Annotated in this window: 21 protein-coding genes; 12 read left to right on the top strand and 9 right to left on the bottom strand. The window is 45.2% G+C overall.

From position 1 onward, the window contains the following. Window positions 1-62 precede the first annotated feature (62 nt). From pdxK to N5C46_RS15315, 7 genes are all read left to right on the top strand, one after another. The gene (gene pdxK / locus N5C46_RS15345; protein WP_261749259.1) at window positions 63-866 is read left to right on the top strand and encodes a pyridoxine/pyridoxal/pyridoxamine kinase; all 804 of its coding nucleotides are present in this window, start codon (window positions 63-65) and stop codon (window positions 864-866) included. A gap of 186 nt (window positions 867-1,052) precedes the next feature. Then, window positions 1,053-1,400, top strand: a complete 348-nt coding sequence (locus N5C46_RS15340) for a YojF family protein (RefSeq protein ID WP_034765008.1) — start codon at window positions 1,053-1,055, stop codon at window positions 1,398-1,400. Window positions 1,401-1,435: 35 nt separating this feature from the next. Further along, entirely contained in the window at window positions 1,436-2,119 is a 684-nt protein-coding gene (gene bshB2 / locus N5C46_RS15335; protein ID WP_034765006.1) for a bacillithiol biosynthesis deacetylase BshB2, read from the top strand. Between the two features lie 174 nt (window positions 2,120-2,293). Continuing rightward, window positions 2,294-3,022, top strand: coding sequence for an ABC transporter ATP-binding protein (locus N5C46_RS15330; protein ID WP_261749258.1), 729 nt, complete (start codon window positions 2,294-2,296; stop codon window positions 3,020-3,022). Further along, complete coding sequence (locus N5C46_RS15325) at window positions 3,012-4,028, top strand: ABC transporter permease (RefSeq protein ID WP_261749257.1); 1,017 nt, start codon at window positions 3,012-3,014, stop codon at window positions 4,026-4,028. Before N5C46_RS15330 ends, N5C46_RS15325 begins: the two co-directional genes overlap by 11 nt. 33 nt (window positions 4,029-4,061) lie before the next feature. Further along, on the top strand, window positions 4,062-4,709 hold the full coding sequence (locus tag N5C46_RS15320; protein WP_261749256.1) for a TetR/AcrR family transcriptional regulator: 648 nt from the start codon (window positions 4,062-4,064) through the stop codon (window positions 4,707-4,709). Between the two features lie 184 nt (window positions 4,710-4,893). Beyond that, entirely contained in the window at window positions 4,894-5,688 is a 795-nt protein-coding gene (locus N5C46_RS15315) for an SDR family NAD(P)-dependent oxidoreductase (RefSeq protein WP_261749255.1), read from the top strand. Between the two features lie 50 nt (window positions 5,689-5,738). Here N5C46_RS15315 and N5C46_RS15310 read toward each other — a convergent pair whose 3' ends face one another. Beyond that, a complete protein-coding gene (locus N5C46_RS15310) occupies window positions 5,739-6,083 on the bottom strand; it encodes a hypothetical protein (protein ID WP_261749254.1) in 345 nt (114 codons plus the stop codon). A gap of 301 nt (window positions 6,084-6,384) precedes the next feature. On the opposite strand from N5C46_RS15310, the gene N5C46_RS15305 reads away from it, so the two are divergent. The 3 genes from N5C46_RS15305 (at window position 6,385) to N5C46_RS23330 (ending at window position 7,353) form a co-directional block, all read left to right on the top strand. Continuing rightward, entirely contained in the window at window positions 6,385-6,960 is a 576-nt protein-coding gene (locus tag N5C46_RS15305; RefSeq protein ID WP_261749253.1) for a sigma-70 family RNA polymerase sigma factor, read from the top strand. 3 nt (window positions 6,961-6,963) lie between these two features. After that, a complete protein-coding gene (locus tag N5C46_RS15300; RefSeq protein ID WP_261749252.1) occupies window positions 6,964-7,185 on the top strand; it encodes a helix-turn-helix domain-containing protein in 222 nt (73 codons plus the stop codon). A gap of 66 nt (window positions 7,186-7,251) precedes the next feature. Next, window positions 7,252-7,353 carry a putative holin-like toxin gene (locus N5C46_RS23330; RefSeq protein WP_420720417.1) on the top strand — a complete coding sequence of 34 codons (102 nt, stop codon included), beginning with the start codon at window positions 7,252-7,254 and terminating at the stop codon, window positions 7,351-7,353. Window positions 7,354-7,421: 68 nt separating this feature from the next. On the opposite strand, the gene N5C46_RS15295 is transcribed toward N5C46_RS23330, so the two are convergent. After that, window positions 7,422-8,513 (bottom strand): PQQ-dependent sugar dehydrogenase, encoded by a 1,092-nt coding sequence (locus tag N5C46_RS15295; RefSeq protein WP_261749251.1) that lies wholly within the window; start codon window positions 8,511-8,513, stop codon window positions 7,422-7,424. 60 nt (window positions 8,514-8,573) lie between these two features. After that, window positions 8,574-9,443 carry a Cof-type HAD-IIB family hydrolase gene (locus N5C46_RS15290; protein ID WP_261749250.1) on the bottom strand — a complete coding sequence of 290 codons (870 nt, stop codon included), beginning with the start codon at window positions 9,441-9,443 and terminating at the stop codon, window positions 8,574-8,576. A 181-nt stretch (window positions 9,444-9,624) separates the two neighbouring features. On the opposite strand from N5C46_RS15290, the gene N5C46_RS15285 reads away from it, so the two are divergent. Then, a complete protein-coding gene (locus tag N5C46_RS15285) occupies window positions 9,625-10,938 on the top strand; it encodes a short-chain fatty acid transporter (protein ID WP_229596214.1) in 1,314 nt (437 codons plus the stop codon). Window positions 10,939-11,064: 126 nt separating this feature from the next. Here the strand turns inward: N5C46_RS15285 and sda are convergent, their stop codons facing one another. Continuing rightward, window positions 11,065-11,196 (bottom strand): sporulation histidine kinase inhibitor Sda, encoded by a 132-nt coding sequence (gene sda / locus N5C46_RS15280; RefSeq protein WP_079532306.1) that lies wholly within the window; start codon window positions 11,194-11,196, stop codon window positions 11,065-11,067. Window positions 11,197-11,568: 372 nt separating this feature from the next. Here sda and N5C46_RS15275 point away from each other — a divergent pair, with 372 nt between their 5' ends. Then, entirely contained in the window at window positions 11,569-12,930 is a 1,362-nt protein-coding gene (locus N5C46_RS15275) for a YjiH family protein (RefSeq protein WP_261749249.1), read from the top strand. A gap of 43 nt (window positions 12,931-12,973) precedes the next feature. Here the strand turns inward: N5C46_RS15275 and N5C46_RS15270 are convergent, their stop codons facing one another. From N5C46_RS15270 to N5C46_RS15250, 5 genes are all read right to left on the bottom strand, one after another. Beyond that, window positions 12,974-14,308: a cytochrome P450 gene (locus tag N5C46_RS15270; RefSeq protein ID WP_261749248.1), complete on the bottom strand. Its 1,335-nt coding sequence runs from the start codon at window positions 14,306-14,308 to the stop codon at window positions 12,974-12,976. Window positions 14,309-14,476: 168 nt separating this feature from the next. Beyond that, window positions 14,477-15,739 (bottom strand): ATP-binding protein, encoded by a 1,263-nt coding sequence (locus N5C46_RS15265; protein ID WP_261749247.1) that lies wholly within the window; start codon window positions 15,737-15,739, stop codon window positions 14,477-14,479. A gap of 246 nt (window positions 15,740-15,985) precedes the next feature. After that, window positions 15,986-16,927, bottom strand: a complete 942-nt coding sequence (locus tag N5C46_RS15260; protein ID WP_261749246.1) for an L-threonine 3-dehydrogenase — start codon at window positions 16,925-16,927, stop codon at window positions 15,986-15,988. 90 nt (window positions 16,928-17,017) lie between these two features. After that, a complete protein-coding gene (locus tag N5C46_RS15255; RefSeq protein ID WP_261749245.1) occupies window positions 17,018-18,208 on the bottom strand; it encodes a glycine C-acetyltransferase in 1,191 nt (396 codons plus the stop codon). A gap of 255 nt (window positions 18,209-18,463) precedes the next feature. Next, window positions 18,464-19,642 (bottom strand): MalY/PatB family protein, encoded by a 1,179-nt coding sequence (locus N5C46_RS15250; RefSeq protein ID WP_261749244.1) that lies wholly within the window; start codon window positions 19,640-19,642, stop codon window positions 18,464-18,466. Window positions 19,643-19,695: the final 53 nt, after the last annotated feature.

The raw sequence follows: 19,695 nt of genomic DNA, 5'->3' as shown, positions 1-19,695 counted from the left end.
CCGATATTATATTCTTTAGTCAGACTTTTACAATGAAACGAAATCACAGGAGGAATGCAGCCATGAAAAAAACACTTACAATTGCCGGATCCGACACAAGCGGAGGCGCCGGGATCCAAGCCGACCTTAAAACGTTCCAGGAGCACGGCGTATATGGTATGACAGCTCTCACGACCGTTGTGACCATGGACCCGAACAATCACTGGCACCACAACGTCCATCCATTGTCCATCGATACACTGGAAGCACAATTGGAAACGGTCCTGTCTGTCGGAGTGGATGCCATGAAGACAGGTATGCTCGGTACCGTTGAGATCATCGAACTGGCAGCGAAAAAAATCGATGCATTCGGATTAAATAAAGTGGTCATTGACCCCGTCATGGTATGTAAAGGCGAGGATGAAGTCCTCCACCCTGAAACCACTGACGCCATGAGGGAACATCTCTTGCAGCGTGCGACCGTTGTAACGCCTAACCTGTTTGAAGCTGGTCAGCTTGCTCAGACGGGTCCGATCAAAACAATTGATGAAATGAAAGAAGCAGCCAAGAAGATTCACGACCTGGGAGCGAAAAACGTTGTCATCAAAGGCGGAAAGCAATTAAAGCACGATAAAGCACTGGATCTATTCTTTGACGGGAATGAATTCACCCTGCTTGAAGAAGAAAAAGTGGAAACGACGTATAACCACGGGGCTGGATGCACGTTCGCAGCAGCCATCACCGCAAACCTTGCCAATGGACAAGACGTGAAGGAAGCCGTCACAAACGCCAAAACATTCGTCACAGCCGCCATCAAACACGGCTTCAAACTGAACGAATACGTTGGACCCGTCATGCACGGAGCCTACAACCGCTTCAATAAATAATTCTTTCCCGGCCAGGTGCCAGGCACGAATCAACCCTTTCGTGCCTGGCACTTTTTTTGAGGGACGGACCTCTATTGTCACGAATCCCCCCTGCTCCTCAATCATACTTTTCGCAATCACTCATGAATTTTAGTAAGATAGTACATAATGGTTATGAGTCTTTTCTGTATTTAAGGAGGAAAAAGAATGGAACCGATCAAGATTGCCGATGTGCAGGGAATCATCACCCAGCTTGCCCGTCAGGACGTTTATATACATTTAGAAACCACCAATGGAGCCTATGCTTCACACTTCAATGAAGGCTTCTTCTCCGCGGGAGCCTATATACGCAACGCAAAAGTGAACTATGAGCACGGAAAAATCATCGGGGACGGACCTTACCGTGTCGGCCTGAAAATCGAACTCGGCTGGATCTATGCCGAGGGCCTGACTCATTATGAATTCGATGAACAGGGGCGCCTCCTGCTTGCTGGACATGGCGGGGACGGGAAACTCGCCGTTGCCCTTGAAATCAGTCCGACACCTTTCAATTAAACTACTTGAACTTTATATATAAAGGAGAGGTCAAAATGGAAAAAGAAAGACAGGTACTGGTCATCTTCCCTCACCCGGATGATGAAGCATTTGGTGTATCAGGGACCATTTCCACCCACGTGAACAACGGAACTCCCGTCACCTATGCATGCCTCACATTAGGGGAAATGGGAAGGAACTTAGGGAACCCGCCATTCGCGACACGGGAATCCCTTCCTTTAATCCGGAAAAAAGAGCTGCAAAAAGCGGCTGATGTGATGGGGATACAGGATCTTCGCATGATGGGTTACCGTGATAAGACCCTTGAGTTTGAAAATGATGAAAAGCTTTCAAACATGGTGACGGAGCTGATTGAGGAATTAAATCCGTCCCTCATTATCACGTTCTACCCGGACTACTCCGTCCACCCCGATCATGAAGCAACCGCAAGAGCCGTCGTGCGTGCCGTCAGACGCCTTCCGAAAGAATCAAGACCGAAGCTTCACTGCCTGGCATTCTCTAAGAATTGCGAAGAAGAATTAGGCAAACCCGATATCTTTGTTGATATCACACCTGTGAAAGACCAAAAAATCGGTGCTATGAAGGCCCATATCTCCCAAACGGCCTGGATGCTGAAAGATCTTGAAAAAGGGATCCAGCAAAATGACCCTGAATCATTGAAATGGGTCACCGTTGAACGATTCTGGAGCTATCAATGGGAAAATGACAACGTAAAATAATGAGGTAAGAAGAGTCTGGGCCGTTGCTCAGGCTCTTTTTTTCATGCGGAATTCTTCTACTTCTAAAGAGTAAGAATATAATAGTGAGTGATTACTCACTTTACAAATCTTCTCACAACCTTTATATTATAAGTGAGTAATCACTCACTATTTTCTTTGAAAGGTGTGATTCACATGGACTCCATTATCCAATTACGTGACTTGTCAAAATCATTTGGCTCACAGAACGTATTACAAACAATCAATCTCAACATTCCTAAAGGCCAAATCTATGGATTATTGGGCCCGTCAGGTTCAGGGAAAACGACGATCATCAAGCTCATGATCGGACTTGAAACGCCCTCATCCGGAACGGTGACCTTCAAAGGAAACAAGCTAAAGGCAGGCGACCTTTACCCGACCATCGGATATATGGCTCAATCCGATGCCCTGTACGATGAACTGACGGCTAAAGAAAACCTATCCTTCATGGCCTCCCTGTATGGATTAAAGAAAAACGAACGAAAAGCGCAAATCGAAAAAGTGATGAACACCGTTGATCTACTTGAACACCTGAACAAGCCGGTCCATCAGTATTCAGGCGGGATGAAGCGAAGACTCTCCCTCGCCATCGCCCTTCTTCATGACCCTGAAGTCCTGTTCCTTGATGAACCGACCGTCGGGATCGATCCCGTCCTGCGAAAAGAGATCTGGGACAGCTTCCACCGGCTGAAAGAAGAAGGCAGGACTCTGATCATTACGACTCATGTCATGGATGAAGCAGAAAGGTGTGATGTACTCGGTCTCCTCCAGCATGGAGAAATCATTTCAAGCGACACGCCTGCCGGGATTAAAGAAACGTACGGAGTCACTTCAATTGAGGATGTCTTTTTGAAAAATGGAGGTGTTTCCGTTGAGAATTAGAGGATTTGTCATCCGTATCCTTCAGCAGCTACTCAGGGATAAACGCACATTGGCCTTGATGTTCCTGGCCCCGCTCCTAATCCTCAGCATGCTGTCCCTTGTTTTTGACACGGAGGATTATGACGCAAAGGTCGCCATTGTGGATCTGCCGCAACAACTGGAAGCGAAAGTTGATACAGAGGATTTTCAAGTCTATTCAAATCCCGATGAAGCATTGAAGGACATTAAAAGCGGCGAATTGGATGGCTATATTTCATTTGAGGCCCCCACTTCACCATCCATTGTCATCGAAGGCAGCGATCCCACAGTCAATGGGGCCGTCATGAAAAAAATCCAGACCCTCTTCCCATCTCCTTCACAAAACATGACCGATGAAGTGAAGTATGTGCACGGGAGTAAGGATATGGGGATGTTTGACTCCTTTGGACCCGTCCTCCTTGGATTTTTCGTCTTCTTCTTCGTCTTTTTAATCAGTGGAGTCTCCTTTTTAAGAGAGAGAACGACGGGGACTCTTGAGCGGCTGCTTGCTTCTCCCATTAAAATTTGGGAAATGGTCGTCAGTTACGTCATCGGCTTCGGGATCGTGACGCTCCTTCAGGCATCCTTGATTTCGTGGTATTCGATTTATATCCTGGACATGATGATGAAAGGCAGTTTTTTCAACGTATTGATCATCATCGTCTCCTTATCGTTCACCGCTCTTACTCTCGGAATATTGCTGTCTGCTTTTGCTAAAAATGAATTACAGATGATGCAGTTCATTCCAATCGTCGTGGTTCCCCAAATCTTCTTCTCGGGATTATTCAATTTAGATACCATCTCCGAGTGGCTGAGCTGGATTGGACCGTTCACCCCGCTTTATTATGCTGCCGATGCCTTAAGGGACGTCATGATACGCGGCTATGCATTCGGGGATTTACTCTTTAATCTCTCCGTACTGATCGGTTTTTCTTTACTCTTTATCGTCCTGAATGTTGCAGCCCTCCGAAAATACCGTAAAATATAGGGTAGGAATGAACGACAAGTTAGGGGTTTAAAAATGTCTGAAGAAAAAAATATATTCAAACAGTTATTCGATGAAGAAGAATCACTGACAGAAAAACAACAGAAAATCGTGGAGGCCGCCATCGAAATGTTCGCCGAAAAAGGCTACGCCTCCACTTCCACTAGTCAAATCGCCAAAAAGGCAGGCGTCGCAGAAGGAACCATCTTCCGGCATTACAAAACAAAGAAGGATCTGCTTCTTTCGATTGTCTCCCCTACGATGGCCAAACTGATCGCTCCCTTTGTGATCCGGGATCTCAATAAAGTGCTTGATGCCAAATATGACCGGTACGAAGATTTCCTGAAAGCGATGATCTTGAATCGCCAGGAGTTCCTGAAAGAGAATATGACCGCTTTTAAAATATTGATACAGGAAATCCCTTTTCATCCCGAATTGAAAGAACAGTTCAGAGAGCATATCGCTGAAAAGGTATTCGAGAAATTCGTCCGCCTCGTTGATCATTATAAAGAGAAGGGGCAGATTATCGACCTGCCATCACCTGCTGTCGTGCGATTTTCAGCTACCAGCATCTTCGGCCTGCTTATCGTTCGGTACCTCTTCCTTCCTGAAGCAGATTGGAATGATGAAAAAGAGATCGAAATGACCGTGCAAATGATTGTAAACGGGATCGGGAAGGGTTAAAACATGTGAAAGGACTCCAAAGCGGGGTCCTTTTTTTGTTGCAGGTGGAATCCTGAAGCGTTTATTTTCAATTCCACTACTTTTATTTTCAAAAACGGGATTTTATTTTCAAAACGGCCCCCTTCCGTTTCCCGCCTCCCCCCATCGGGTAAAAACGTACTATACATCACAAGGAGGTAATAGAATGAGTTTCCTTTTCCATGAAAGCACGTTGAAAGATCAGCATGTCCTCATCACCGGTGCGACTGGCGGCATTGGATATGAAACGGCGAAGGCAGCCGTTCAAGCGGGTGCCAGGGTGACGATTACTGGGAGGAATGAAGAAAAGCTGAATGAGCTGAAAGCAGACTGCCAGGATCCGGACAGGGTCTTCCTCTATAAAGCGGATCTGACGAGTACTGAAGACCGCGAACAGCTTCTGTCTGCGGCAAGAGATCAGCATGGGCCCATCACTGGTCTCGTGAATTCAGCCGGGATAGGCGGCGGTGACATGGTGGAGAAATTATCCGAAGACGACTTGCGAAAAATCATGGAGCTGAACTATTTCTCGCTTGTCCAGCTTTCCCAGGTCGTCTATAACCAAATGAAGGGCGTAGAAAAAGGAGCGATCGTCAACATCTCTTCCCTTTCCGGACTGAGGGGCACCCACGGAAACAGTGCGTACAGTGCATCGAAGTTTGCAGTGACAGGGTTCACACAGGCCTTTGCCCATGAAGCGATCGAGCACCATATCAGAGTGAACGCCATTTGCCCCGGATATGTCGATACAGAGATGGGCCGAAACGCCATTCAGTCAAAAGGGGAACGGGAAGGGAGAAGCTACGAGAAACAACTGGAAATCGCGAAGGACAGCATTCCTTCAGGAAGATTAACCTCACCTGTTGAGGTCGCAAACACCATCGTTTATCTATTAAGTGATGCTGCAGAAAACATTGTCGGGGAATCCGTCAAAATTTCAGGAGGCAGCGTCATGCGCTGATCTCATGAAGAAACGGGCAGGGGTTGTTCACCCTTGCCCGTTCCCACTTTTTAGCTGCCCTCTTGAATTTTCTTCTTGATTTCATCAATATATTTTTTCTTTTCTTTTTCATTGGTGAGCTGGTCACTGTTTTTATCCTGGAGGTATTTCTGAAGAGCCTTTTCAATCTCTTCATGTGACGCGTCTTCCGCTATGACTCCGGTCTTCTTTAACATCTCTATGATCTTTTCATCGTTGGCCAGAACGTCCATCTTGCTCGCAGGCTGATCCGTTTCGGCAGCAGGTACATCCGAATTGACTTCAGTAGAATCCTGATCTTTCTTCCCATCATCCGCAGCACATCCACCCAGCAACAAACCTGCCAAAAGAAAGACGAACATCCATTTACCACTCATCCCATCACTTCCCTTTCATAGAGAATGAACCTTGTATACTATATTATATAAACTACCCTTCAACCCCTTTATAAAATCATAAATCGTTCTAATATGTGGATAATAAGGGAAAATTAGTGCATTCATCACTTACTTGATTCTGTAATATATGGTTTAATAGATAGTACTATGGATCGATTAAAGAGAAGAAGGTTGTGGAAATGGGTCCCTTCCGCTTCTTTATAGAGTAAAAGCAGAGAGAATTTTTCTCCTCTTTTTTTTACTTCAAAATCGAACATATGTTCTATTGGTGGTGAAAAAAATGGATCCATTAGTGAGTGAATTTTATCGTCATTATCCTCATCTTCAATACAATAAAGCCGTTGAGTCCTTTATCAGTCAAACGGAGAACCGGAAGCTAGTCGAAGATTTTTTACGTCACCCCAGTGCAAGTAAGGAAGAACGTTTAAACGAAGCGTTTAAGGCCTATTATTTTGATATCCGATTTACCTCTTACGTCAGTTCATCCCTTTATTTTCACAGTGTGAACTTTGATAAAAAGATAAGAAAATATAGCGAACGGCATCCTCTTACCCTGGATGACCGTGTGGGTGAAGATGGCGGATCATATGTCGAACTTGTTCCGGATCCGGCCTCGGAAATTGCACCTTTCACCAATTATTCGACATTAATGGAATGCCTGGAGAGCGAGGAACTCCTGAAGGCCTATAAAACGTTGACCGACAAACAGAAGCATGTCCTTGATTTAGCCTATGTACAGGAACGATCTGATACAGAGATTGCAAGAATGCAGGGCGTATCCCAACAGACAATCTCGAAAACCCATCGAAAAGCGTTACACAAATTAAAATCCATTTTAGAAAAAGGAGAATCATAAATTATGGGAATTTTATACGATCTAGTCAAAGAAGCGAAGGGCAACACGGAATATGAAACGAAGATCATCCGCAGGTTCGAACCGAAAATCAGGAAATCACTGTACCTGACCCGACTCGAAAACAGGGACGACCTCGAGCAGGAATTAAAAATCAAATTGATCAGGTATGTCAGGGACTATTCATTGGACAATGTACCTGGTTTATTTGACGAAAAGAAGCAGTAAAACATTCCATTTATTTCAAGCGTATAGGACAATCTTGAATCCGGGAAGCCTTAGAATAAGGAGGCGATGTATACAATGAATACATTCGAAGTATTATCTCTGATGCTTAGTTTTGGGATGTTCGTAATTGCGATTCTGAAAGCCAATGATGAAAATAAACATTCTTGAGCACGCTTTAGAGCGTGTTTTTTTTTTGCAAAAAAACCTCCCCAATACAAAGGGAGGTTTCCGTCACTCTATTCTTCTTTCATCACTGACTTCAAATCCACCTCATACAGCTTATCGTCGTTCTCACGGGGGATTCCCCGTCCATCTGTGTTGTTGGAGACAAAATAAAGGGTGTCCCCTTCCACCAGCACGTCCCTGACACGCCCAAATCCAGTGAGAAGATCGGTGACTTCCCCCGTTTCCGTATCAAATCTCTTTACGCTTTGACCAGCGAGAGCTGCAAACACAACATCTCCATTCCAGAAGTCTGTTCCTGAAGGGGCCCATGAAGGTTCGCCGGAGTGTGCCAGCGGGGAAATCATGGACTCTTCCTTTTCATCTCCTGTGATCTTCGGCCAGCCGTAATTGTTTCCGGCTTTGATCAAGTTGACTTCATCATATCCATTCGGGCCATGTTCCGTTTCATAAAGTTCACCATCCCCATTCCATGCGAGACCTTGGGGATTCCGGTGGCCGTAGCTGTAAACAGGTGAATCTTTAAATGGGTTATCGGACGGGATTCCTCCATCCAAGTCCATGCGAAGAATTTTCCCTCCAAGGAAGGATAGATCTTGAGCATGATCCTGCCTGGTGGCATCCCCGGTGGTAATGTAGAGTTTGTGATCGGGACCGATTTCAAGCCTGCCACCTTGATGATACTGACCGCTTGGAATCCGGTCCAACAGGACTTTTTCCTCGGTCCATTCGTTTGCAGTCCGCTTCAGGGTTACGACCCGATTGTAGTTGGCATCTGAATCCCCATACGTATAATAGACAAAGGCCTGCTTATTCGTTTCGAAATCCGGGTGAAGCACAAAGCCTAACAGTCCCGCTTCAGGTCGATCCGATAGTGGCTTTGAAAGCCTGGTCTTGACCACGGATTTCTTCCCATCCTTCATCTCAACGATTCCACCTGTCCGCTGTGTGATATAGAATACATCGTCCTGCTTCTGGATGGACCAGGGAATGGAAAGATCCTGCGCCACCACCTTACTCTCGACACTCGGTCTCGTGACGGATTCACTTTCTTCCTGCTGCACATCTGGCTGTCCGAACGAACACGCACCTAGTAGTATACCCTGACTTATGACCAACACGAGCCAACCCATTTTGATTTTCATCCCTACCAGCTCCCCTTATTCACTCTTTTTAACCAGTATGGACAACAGAAGAGGTTCTCATTACTTTGCCGGTTGTTGGATGACTTCCTGGATCGCTTTGGCCACACCATCTTCCTTATTGGTTGCCGTGATGAATGGACAGAAGTCCTTGATCTGATCCAAGGCGTTCCCCATGGCTACAGGCCTACCGACTACTTTCATCATGGACAGGTCGTTCAAATTATCCCCCATGGCCATGGCATTTTCAGGGGACAGCCCTTTGTCCTTCAGCAGTTTCTCAAGAGCAACACCTTTTTGTGCCTCAAGACTGTTCACTTCAATATTCTCTTTACCAGATGAGCTGATGGCGATGCCTGTAAGGGCACTTAATTTCTCGTTCGCTTCCTGCAGCTGCTTCTCATCAAAGGAGAATACAAGGAATTTGTATACAAGCTGATTGTCATCCTCGAACAGGACCCCGTAATCTTCCACCAATCTGATATGCCCTTTTTCAAAGCGTTCCCTGGCAGCTTGTCTCACTTGTTCTTCAGACACGCCGGGATTGGCCGTTGTGAAAATGTTGACGATCAATTCAACTCCCATTTCATAGTTTTCCGTATACGTTCCCTGATCGGTATAGATTTCAAAATAAATGCCGGTTTCATTCAAGACAGCAGCAATCTCTCTTGCGCGTGTTGATTCAATCCCTGCCTGATAGATAATCTCGCCTTGTTTATTCCGCACTTCTGCTCCATTGGCACAGACGATATCGCATGAGATGTCTGCCTCCTGTATAACGTAACGGGCTTCCTCATATGACCTGCCTGTGGCAACCACTACTTCGATTCCCTGCTCCTGTGCGTCCAGGATAGCCTGTTTATTCGCTTCACTGATTTCCTGATTTTCATTTAATAGCGTTCCGTCCATATCTGTAGCAATGAATGTAATCATTTGTAAACACCTTCCTGTTGTTGAATATTCTTAATTTAGCCATTGTATCATGAATTATTTATTCACTTATAGTAATGGACGTTCAAAATCTAGATTCTGTCAATTATCAGGAATTGAAAGGGTTTTCATTCATCACTATAGAAGAATAGTATGGAGGTATATTTTTATAAGGGGGATGAAGATGAAAGGACTTATTTCATTATCTAACAAAATCATGCAGCGTTATTTGCCGGATCCATTTTTATTCGTGGTCATTTTAACGTTGGCCGTATTCGGTCTTGGGCTCATTTTCACTGAAAGTTCGAGCCTTGAGATGGTCCAGTATTGGGGGGATGGATTCTGGAGCCTGCTCGCCTTTTCCATGCAGATGGTACTTGTCCTTGTGACAGGGTATGTCCTTGCCAGCAGTCCATTGTTTAAACGTTTCCTCGGATTTCTTGCTTCGTTCGCCAAATCTCCCGGCTCTGCCATTGTGATCGTGACCGTCGTTTCCATGATTGCAAGCTGGATCAACTGGGGGTTCGGACTGGTCATCGGGGCTTTGTTTGCAAAAGAACTGGCCAAACGGGTGAAGGGCGTCGATTACCGCTTGCTCATTGCCAGTGCCTACTCTGGATTTGTGGTCTGGCATGCAGGATTCTCCGGGTCGATCCCGTTATCGATTGCGACTGACGGTCATCCGTTCCAGGATTTGATCGGGGTCATCTCGACCAATGAAACCATCTTTGCAACATCCACTCTCATCATCGTGGCCGCATTATTCATCGTCCTACCCATAACCAACAGGATGTTAATGCCAGCGAAAGATGAGACGATTACGGTTGATCCTGAACTCTTCAATGAGACAGCTGCCACCCTTGAAAAAGAGGCGATGACTCCTGCCGATAAGCTTGAGAACAGTATGATCTTATCGATTATCGTGGCGGTGCTCGGGATTGTGTTCTTATTCTCGTACTTTATAAAAAATGGTTTCGCACTCAATTTAGATATCGTCAACTTTCTTTTTCTATTTCTGGGCATCCTCTTTCATGGTACGCCGAAGCGCTTCCTTGCCGCCGTACAGGAGGCCATTAAGGGGGCAAGCGGGATTGTCATCCAGTTCCCTTTCTACGCGGGGATCATGGGGATGATGACGGCATCCGGTCTCGCTGTCGTCATGAGTGAAGCTTTCGTATCGATATCAAATGATGTGACGTTTTACTTCTTTGCCTTCCTGAGCGCGGGGATTGTCAACTTCTTCGTTCCGTCCGGTGGAGGACAGTGGGCAGTTCAGGCTCCAATCATGCTCGATGCCGCTCAAACCCTCGATGCATCTGTGGCCAAGACCGCCATGGCCGTTGCTTGGGGGGATGCCTGGACCAATTTGATCCAGCCATTCTGGGCTTTACCTGCTTTAGCCATCGCGGGACTGAAGGCAAAGGATATTATGGGATATTGTGTGATCATCCTTGTCATCAGTGGAGTCGTCATTTCACTGGGGTTACTATTTTTATAACAGAAAAAGCGAAAGCATCATTCTCGTTGATGGTGCTTTTTTTCTTGGATCAATAAAAAGGCCAGCCTCCCTGAGAGACCAGCCGTTATGTATGGACGTTCTTTATCTATTATATTCGCATGTCTTCTAGCGTACGCTTTCCCTTCTTTCCATCTCCCCTTCTAGCATCTCAATAAACTCTTCTTCCAACCCTTCTTCCTGCGCCAGTTGATACACATTGGTCAATTGCTCTTCAGTAAGTTTTGTTAAAGATGTCATCGATTACAACTCCTGACTATCTAAGGTATGAATTCTTTATACCCACTTAAATAAAGGATAAACCTCTATTTTCAAAATATAAAATCTTTTCTTAGTTCGAAATTCACCTTGTGTCCCTGTTATTATTGAAATTTTTAAAAATTTTAGTAAAATAAAAGATATACATAAAGATAGCGCTTTCTTTTTTGTAGCATTATATTTAATGATTAATTTTCTACTCTATGTTTGACCTATCCATCCTTCGGGAAAACCATCTGAGGAATACATACGTCTCCTTCCTGGAACTTTCTATGGACAAATTTATATGTATGCATTAGAATGAATAATGTTTCATTTTTCCGTTACTGTTACTACTACTTCTGAGGTGAATTTATGAATCAGCAACATCGCTTTACACTAACAAGTCATTTACGATTTATCATCCCTTCCTTATTGGGAGTTTTCTTATTTATGATACCGATTCCGGGGAAAGACGGGATTACGATACCGATCGCGGTCTTATCCGGACTTCTGCAGGACTGGATCGGCAGCTACGTACCTTCCATTATGACAGGCTTGATCATCCTGACGGTCATCGGGACGGTCATCACAAAGATCGCACACCCGGATTTCATTGTTAAATCACCGTTTTTTTCAAGTCTATTCGATGTTAGACCTGTATGGGCCGTTGTCAGAGTAGTCGGCGCCATATTTGCCGTCATGACTCTATTCAAACTGGGACCTGAATGGGTCTGGTCTGATGCAACAGGGGGACTTCTATTAAACGCCGACGGACTTCTCACCATTCTTTTTTCTGTGTTTCTTTTTGCAGGTCTTTTCCTGCCGCTATTATTGAATTTCGGACTACTGGAGTTGTTCGGGGCACTCTTAACGAAAATCATGCGTCCTGTATTCGGCCTTCCGGGTCGTTCTTCCATTGACTGCTTAGCGTCATGGTTAGGGGACGGTACGATCGGCGTATTATTGACAAGTAAGCAGTATGAAGATGGTTATTATACGAAGAAGGAAGCAGCGGTCATTGGGACAACCTTCTCAGTTGTATCCATCACCTTCTGTCTTGTCGTCATTTCACAGGTGAATCTTGGGGAATACTTCATTCCATTTTACCTGACCGTATCTGCCTCCGGACTCCTTGCAGCGATTATCCTGCCGAGGATCCCGCCTCTGTCCCGAAAACCTGACACGTATTTCAATGGTCAGGAAGGGAAGAACACGATGGAAGAGATTCCTGAAGGGTACAGCCGGGTCGGCTATGGATACGAGCAGGCTCTTGTACAAGCAAAGAACAACAACAGTGCATCGAAGTTCTTCTCAGATGGAATGAAAAACGTGTTGGACATGTGGATGGGGGTCGCTCCCATCGTCATGGCAATAGGGACAACAGCCCTGATTGTAGCCGAGAATACGAAGTTCTTCGAATACATCGGTATGCCGCTTATCCCGATCCTCGAGCTTCTGCAAATCCCGGAAGCTACGGAAGCATCACGCTCCATCCTTGTCGGGTTTGCTGACATGTTCCTGCCGGCCATCTTCGGATCCGGAATTGAAAGTGAGCTGACGCGCTTTGTCATCGCCTGCTTATCTGTCACTCAATTAATCTATATGTCTGAAGTTGGCGGACTGCTCCTTGGTTCCAAGATCCCGGTCGATTTCAAGGACCTGGTCATCATCTTCCTGCAGCGTACATTCTTGACGTTACTTGTGATTGTAGCGATTGCTCATATGATCTTTTAAAAATAGGAAACCCAGGTTCGGATTCGAACCTGGGTTTTTTGTTTTACTTATCCACTTTTCTTTCAACGTTCATGAACATTCCGCCTTTTGGCCTCAGGGTAATCAATGGGTGACATTCCACCCTATGGTCACTCGATAATGTGAAGTTGAACCTTTGAACATATAAGGCCGCAATCACCAATGCCTCCTGAAGGGCAAAGTGATTGCCGATGCACACTCTCGATCCCCCTCCAAAAGGGAAATATGCATACGGGGGAATGCTTTCTTTCCTGGTTTTATAAAAACGGTCAGGATCAAAGCTCAATGGATCCTGAAAGTACTTAGGATTCCGATGCATGATATAGGGAGAAATGAGGACATTTTCTCCTTTCTTTATGAAGTGGTCACCGATCTTCACGTCCCTTACAGAAGTCCTTCCAAACATCCAAACGGGTGGATATAGACGTAAGGTTTCCTCTAAAGCTTGGCGTGTATAAGGAAGGTTTGGGAGGTGCTCACTGCAAAGTTCTTCTTTCCCCACTACCCGATCGACTTCTTCATAGACAAGTTCTTTCACATGTTCGTTATTTTCCAACGCATAGAAGAACCAGGAAAGAAGATTGGCCGTTGTCTCATGGCCCGCCACAAAAATGGTCATCACTTCATCGATCAATTGATCTCTCTTCATATGATTGCCTTCATCATCCCTGGAATGGAGCAGGGCATGAAGGAGGTCCTCTTTTTCTTCAGACAGAATTTCTCTATGCTGGATGATTTCCTCTACGACTCTCTTAAGTTCTTCAATAGAGGCCTTATATTGCTTCAGCTCACGAAGCGGCCATGAGACAGGGGGCTTAAGGAAAGAGCGAATCCGCTTTGTCGCCATTTCCAGGATCTTTTCCAGGTGGACCCCTACTTTCTCATGCGCTTCGTGATCATTCATATTAAACATGGTCTTCGTTATGACCGCCAATGTCACTTGCATCATATCCTTGGATATATCCCTTAAGGTCCCCGTCTCCCAGCCTTCCATCGTGCCAGTGGCTGAACCAATCATTTCACTCACATACTTCTGGATATGGCGGGGGGTGAAATAAGGCTGCATAATTTTTCTCTGCTTTGTATGTAAGGGACACTCACTTGTGACAAGTCCTTCACCGATCAGGAGAGACAACTCTTTGAATTGGTTTGATTTTTGAAAGCTTTTAGATTGAGTGACAAGTACTTCTTTTATCAATGCAGGGTTCAACAGTAAATGAACAGTACGGTTTGCAAAACGGAATTGTACCCTTTCATCATTCTTCGTTGCCTGTGATTCTAAAAATAAGAGTGGATCTTTCCTGAACTTATCTAACTGACCCAGTGGATGGAGGGAATGAAGGATCGTTCCGTTGGTCATCCTTTACAGGCTCCTTTCAGTTTTTACGTTTGGAAACTCCCTTTATCTTATTCATCCGTTCTCTTTATTAATCCATTTTTCATGCATGCAAAAAAATCCGAATGATTTAGAATCAAATCGTTCGGATTTTCTTTTGGCTGAAACCCTTGGGTCGCAGCCTCTATATGATTAGTGATCCTCCAAGGGAAAGGTGACTTCCACCCTCGTTCCCTTGTTCACCTCTGAATCAATCTGAAGAGATCCTTTATGGTCTTCGATGATCTTTTGACTGATCGTTAGACCCAGTCCCATGCCCTTTTCCTTCAGGGTGAAGAACGGCTCTCCCAGTCGTTTCAAACGGTCGGGAGGGATGCCGGTCCCCTCATCCTCGATGATGATATGAATGGACTCATTCCTTATTTTCCAGTCGACATCGATTTCCCCTTCATCCATGGATTCAATGGCGTTTTTAATGATGTTGATAAAGACTTGTATGCATTGATTCTTATCCCCGAACACATGAATCGGGGAGGATGGAAGTTGGATATTCAACGTAATGCCTTTCAGAAGGGCTTCATGCCCCATGACCTTGACTACATACCTCAGGACGTCACTCATATCAAATGACTGGTATTCCCTCATTTGAGGCTTGGATAAAATGAGGAGCTCCCCGACGATTTGATTGATTCTGTCCATTTCAGAAGACATGACTTTAAGGTAGTGGCCGGATACATGTTCGTTTTCTTCCAACAGCTGAATAAAGCCTTTGATGCTTGTGAGGGGGTTTCTGATTTCATGTGCGATCCCTGCCGCCAGTTCCCCCACAACGGAAAGCTTCTCTTTTCTTAACAGCATTTCTTCGGCGATCTTCTGCTGGGAAATATCCCTGCCGATGATGACCAGTCCCTTTCTTTCCTGATTCGAATGGAATAAAGGGACCTTAATGACGTCAAAGGTTTTGAACTCTCCGTTCGGAAGATAAAACCCTTCTTCACATCGTGTGACTTGTTCTGCTTTCCATGACTCCTCATCGGAATCGATGCAATAGTCGAAAGCGTCTTTAAAGAATGGAACCAGCTTGCCCAGCTCCCTATCCGTTTTACCGACATAATCAATATCCTCAAGATTATACAGCTTACGTCCAAACTGATTCACCTTCAACCAGCGTCCTTCCCCATCCTTAAAGCAAACAAAGTCCGGGAGGGAATGGAGGAGGGTGGATAGCTGATTTTCTTCTTCCAAAAGCTTTTGGTGCCGCCTCATGAAACGGTTCCCCCTTTTTAACAGGATGAGGAGGACCGCCACTATGGTGCACACAAGAAGAAGTGAAGCAATGACATCCCATGGTGAATCAAGGATGAGTATGGCGATGACCTGTAATATGGAAAGAGCCATGAGTATGAAGATTAACTTATGGAATGTCGGTTCCTTGCTATTCATTTTCTCTGCCATCTAAGTCACCAGCCTCACTCTTACTTTATTTTTTATTGGGGTTATCGGCTTATATAGTTCATATGTACCACCAAGCGATTTATAAGAAACCTTTCATTATCACCGTTTTAAACTGTTTCTGTTGGATTCCTTTTTTCTGTTAATTGAAGTATATCATGTCCCCCTCTACAAATGTCATTTTTTGTCGCTTTATATATTTTAATGAACGCAAAAAAATCCCCCTGATCTGCAGAGGGATCCTTCCACTTATTTCGTTTTCAGTTTATCCAGCATATCCGATGTCATCTTGGCTAAATCGTATTCCGCTTTAAAGCCCCATTCGTTCATGGCTGCACTGGAGTCGATGGCGTTTGGCCAGCTCTCGGCAATGCTCTGGCGAACGGGATCGACTTTATAATCCAGTTTAAAATCCGGCTGGTGCACACGGATCGCTCCGGCGATGTCTTCAGGCGCCACGCTCATGGCTGACACGTTGAAGGAATTACGATGCTCAAGCTTCGAACCGTCCGCTTCCATCAAGTCGATGATCGCATTAAGGGCATCCGGCATATACATCATATCCATGTAAGTACCCTCACCAATATAGGAAGTATACTCATTATGTTTGATCGCTTCGTAGTAGATTTCTACCGCATAGTCCGTCGTTCCACCGCCTGGCAGGGTTTCATATGAGATCAGGCCAGGGAAACGCAATCCTCTTGTATCCACTCCGAATTTCGTGAAGTAGTAATCTGAAAGAAGCTCACCTGATACTTTGTTCACTCCGTACATGGTCGTAGGGCGCATGATCGTATCCTGAGGCGTTGAATCCTTCGGTGTAGATGGACCGAATGCTCCGATGGAACTCGGTGTGAAGAATTGGCAGCCTAATTCCCTCGATGTCTCAAGGGCATTCACAAGCCCGCCCATGTTCAGGTTCCATGCAAGCAGCGGCTTCGCTTCTGCAGTCGCGGATAATAGAGCGGCCAGGTGAATGACCGTATCCACGTTATGTGTTTTAGCAATATCAAACATTTTCTCGCCATTGGTGACGTCAAGTTGTTCAAACGGTCCATTTTTCACGACCGGACTATCGGTTTCACGGATATCCGTTGCAATGACGTTATCCGAACCGTATACTTCGCGCATTCTATTGGTGAGCTCGGAGCCGATCTGTCCAAGTGCACCCGTTACTAAAATCTTTTTCATCGTCTTTCCTCCTGCATTTACCTTTGGTGATATCGTAAACATAGAGGGCCGGCTATGTAAGTCGCACCCTATACGATTTGTCCTGTTTGATTAGATAATACCCATTTCTTTTCCGACTTTCTCATACGCTGCAATCGCCTGATCAAGCATTTCCTTCGTATGTGCAGCGGAAGGCATGTTTCTGACACGACCTGTTCCCCTTGGTACAGTCGGGAACACGATGGATTTGGCATAAACCCCTTCTTCATACAGACGTTTACTGAAGTCCTGCGTTGCCTGTTCCTCACCGATGATGACAGGTGTGATAGGTGTTTCACTGTTTCCGATATCGAATCCAAGCTTCGTCAGCTCTTCTTTTAAATAACGGCTGTTTTCCCACATATTATCCTGTAGTTCTGTGGAATTCATGATAAGATCAAGTGCTTCCGTACAAGCCGTCACATCTGCGGGTGTCAAGGATGTAGAGAATAGGAATGGACGGGAACGGACCTTTAACCAATCGATCAGGTTTTGTGTTCCGGCCACATATCCGCCGACTACTCCGATGGCTTTCGATAACGTACCCATTTGGAAGTCGACTTTATCCGATAAACCAAAGTGCTTGACCGTACCGGCACCTTTACCAAGGACACCGGAACCGTGGGCATCGTCTACATACGTCATGATATCGAACTCTTCAGCTATCTCAACGATTTCAGGAAGCTTACATACATCCCCGTCCATAGAGAATACGCCGTCTGTGATGATCATGATTTTGTTGTATTGACCGGATTCCTTCGCTTCTTTCGCTTTTGCACGAAGATCTTCCATATCGGAATGACCAAAACGGATGATCTTGGCTTTTGACAGGCGGCACCCGTCAATGATGGATGCGTGATTCAGTTCATCTGAAAGGATGGCATCATTTTTGTCCATTACCGCTGAAATAGCCGCCATATTACAGTTGAAACCGGATTGATAGGCAATCGCCGCTTCTGTTCCTTTGAATTTCGCAAGCTTTTCCTCAAGCTTCACGTGAAGATCCAGCGTACCGTTGATTGTACGGACCGCTCCTGCTCCCACACCATATTCTTTCACTGCTTCAATCGCTACCTTTTTCAGGCGTTCATCTGTAGCAAGTCCAAGATAGTTATTGGAAGATAGGTTCACGAGCTTTTTCCCGTTAATGGTGATTACCGGTCCATTCGCACCTTGCAATGGATCGATTTCATTATACAAACCGCGTGATTTTAAATCTTCAAGGTTCTCTTGTAAAAAGTGATCTAATGTCTTGCTTGTCATATACTCGTCCTCCTGTTATGTAAGCGTTTTAAAAACAAATGTCCACTCCAAAAATACATTATTTATCAGTTGATTCTTTGTGTTTTCTAAGGATTGTTCTATTTTTTAGTTTAACATGTTTTTTTGTGATGGACAAAAAATATCTTCAGATTTCGGTTTAATAGTAGTGTTCCCTTAATGGTTGAAGTTAGTTGATTTTATTGGGGGAAAAATAAAAGATGAACAAAAGCCGTCACTTCTGTTCATCCACGTTTGTTATTTACTTATCCTGCTTTTTACCCGGTGTTCGAGTATGGCTTCGTGCATTCTTCTCAGGGCAAGGTCGACCCGTTCTTTAGGGCAGGCGATGTTCATCCGGACGAAGGATTGGCCGCTTGCTCCGAATTTGAAGCCTTCGTCAAATTTGACCCGGGCTTTTTCCAGGAAGAATCTGCAAAGCTCTTCCCCCTGCATGTCGAGATCTGAGCAGTCGATCCAGATCAGGTGGGTGGCCTGTGGCTGGATGGCCCGGAGTTCCGGCAGATGCTGTTCCAGATAGTTATGCACATACTGTTTATTCTCTTCCAATACCATCAGGAGCTCATTCAGCCACGGTTCCCCTTCCTCATAAGCCGCGATGGTTCCCTCGATCCCGAACACATTCGGGCGCATCAGTCCAAAGCCGGTGAGCTTGTCCTGATACCTTTCCCTTACCTCTTCATTCGGGATAAGGAGGATGGAGGTTTGTAGCCCGGCTATGTTAAACGTTTTACTTGGAGCGGCACATACTATGCTTCTCTTAAGCAGACTCTCATCCACTTTAAAGAGAGGAATATGTTCAAATCCTTCGTACACTAAATCACCGTGCATTTCGTCAGAGATGATCCATAAATCATGACGTTTGGCGATATCACCGATTTTCAACAGTTCCTCATCCGTCCACACCCGACCGACAGGATTATGCGGGCTGCAAAGGATAAGGATCTTGGTTCTTGACCGGCTTGCTTTCTCTTCCAGATCGTCGAAATCGATGGAATACACGCCATCTTTATAGAGTAACGTATTCTTCACCACCGAACAGCCGTGATTCTCAATCGTGCTATAGAAAGGATAATAAACCGGATCCTGAATGATGACGCCGTCTCCAGGCTCAGTCAGCACGGACAGCAGTACATTGATTCCGGGAATGATCCCGGGACTGAAACTGATCCACTCTTTCTCAATATCCATATGGAAACGTCTTTTCCACCATGACATAATGGACTCAAAGTATCGATCGCTAAATGTCGTATAGCCGTAAATGCCGTGCCGGGCCTTCTTGTTCATTGCTTCCACAATGGCAGAAGAAACCTGGAAGTCCATATCTGCTATACACATAGGGATCACATCCCCTTTTGGAAACGACCATTTGACGGAGTGTGTATTCGTTCTCTCGATGCAATCATTCCAATTCATATCCCAATGCCCCTCTCGAATCTATCTTTCTTTACTTTATACCAGATTGGGGC

The organism is Rossellomorea vietnamensis, from assembly GCF_025398035.1.
Lineage (GTDB): Bacteria > Bacillota > Bacilli > Bacillales > Bacillaceae_B > Rossellomorea > Rossellomorea vietnamensis_B.
Note: the sequence above shows the minus strand (reverse complement) of the source record. Positions and strands in the feature narration are given on the sequence as shown.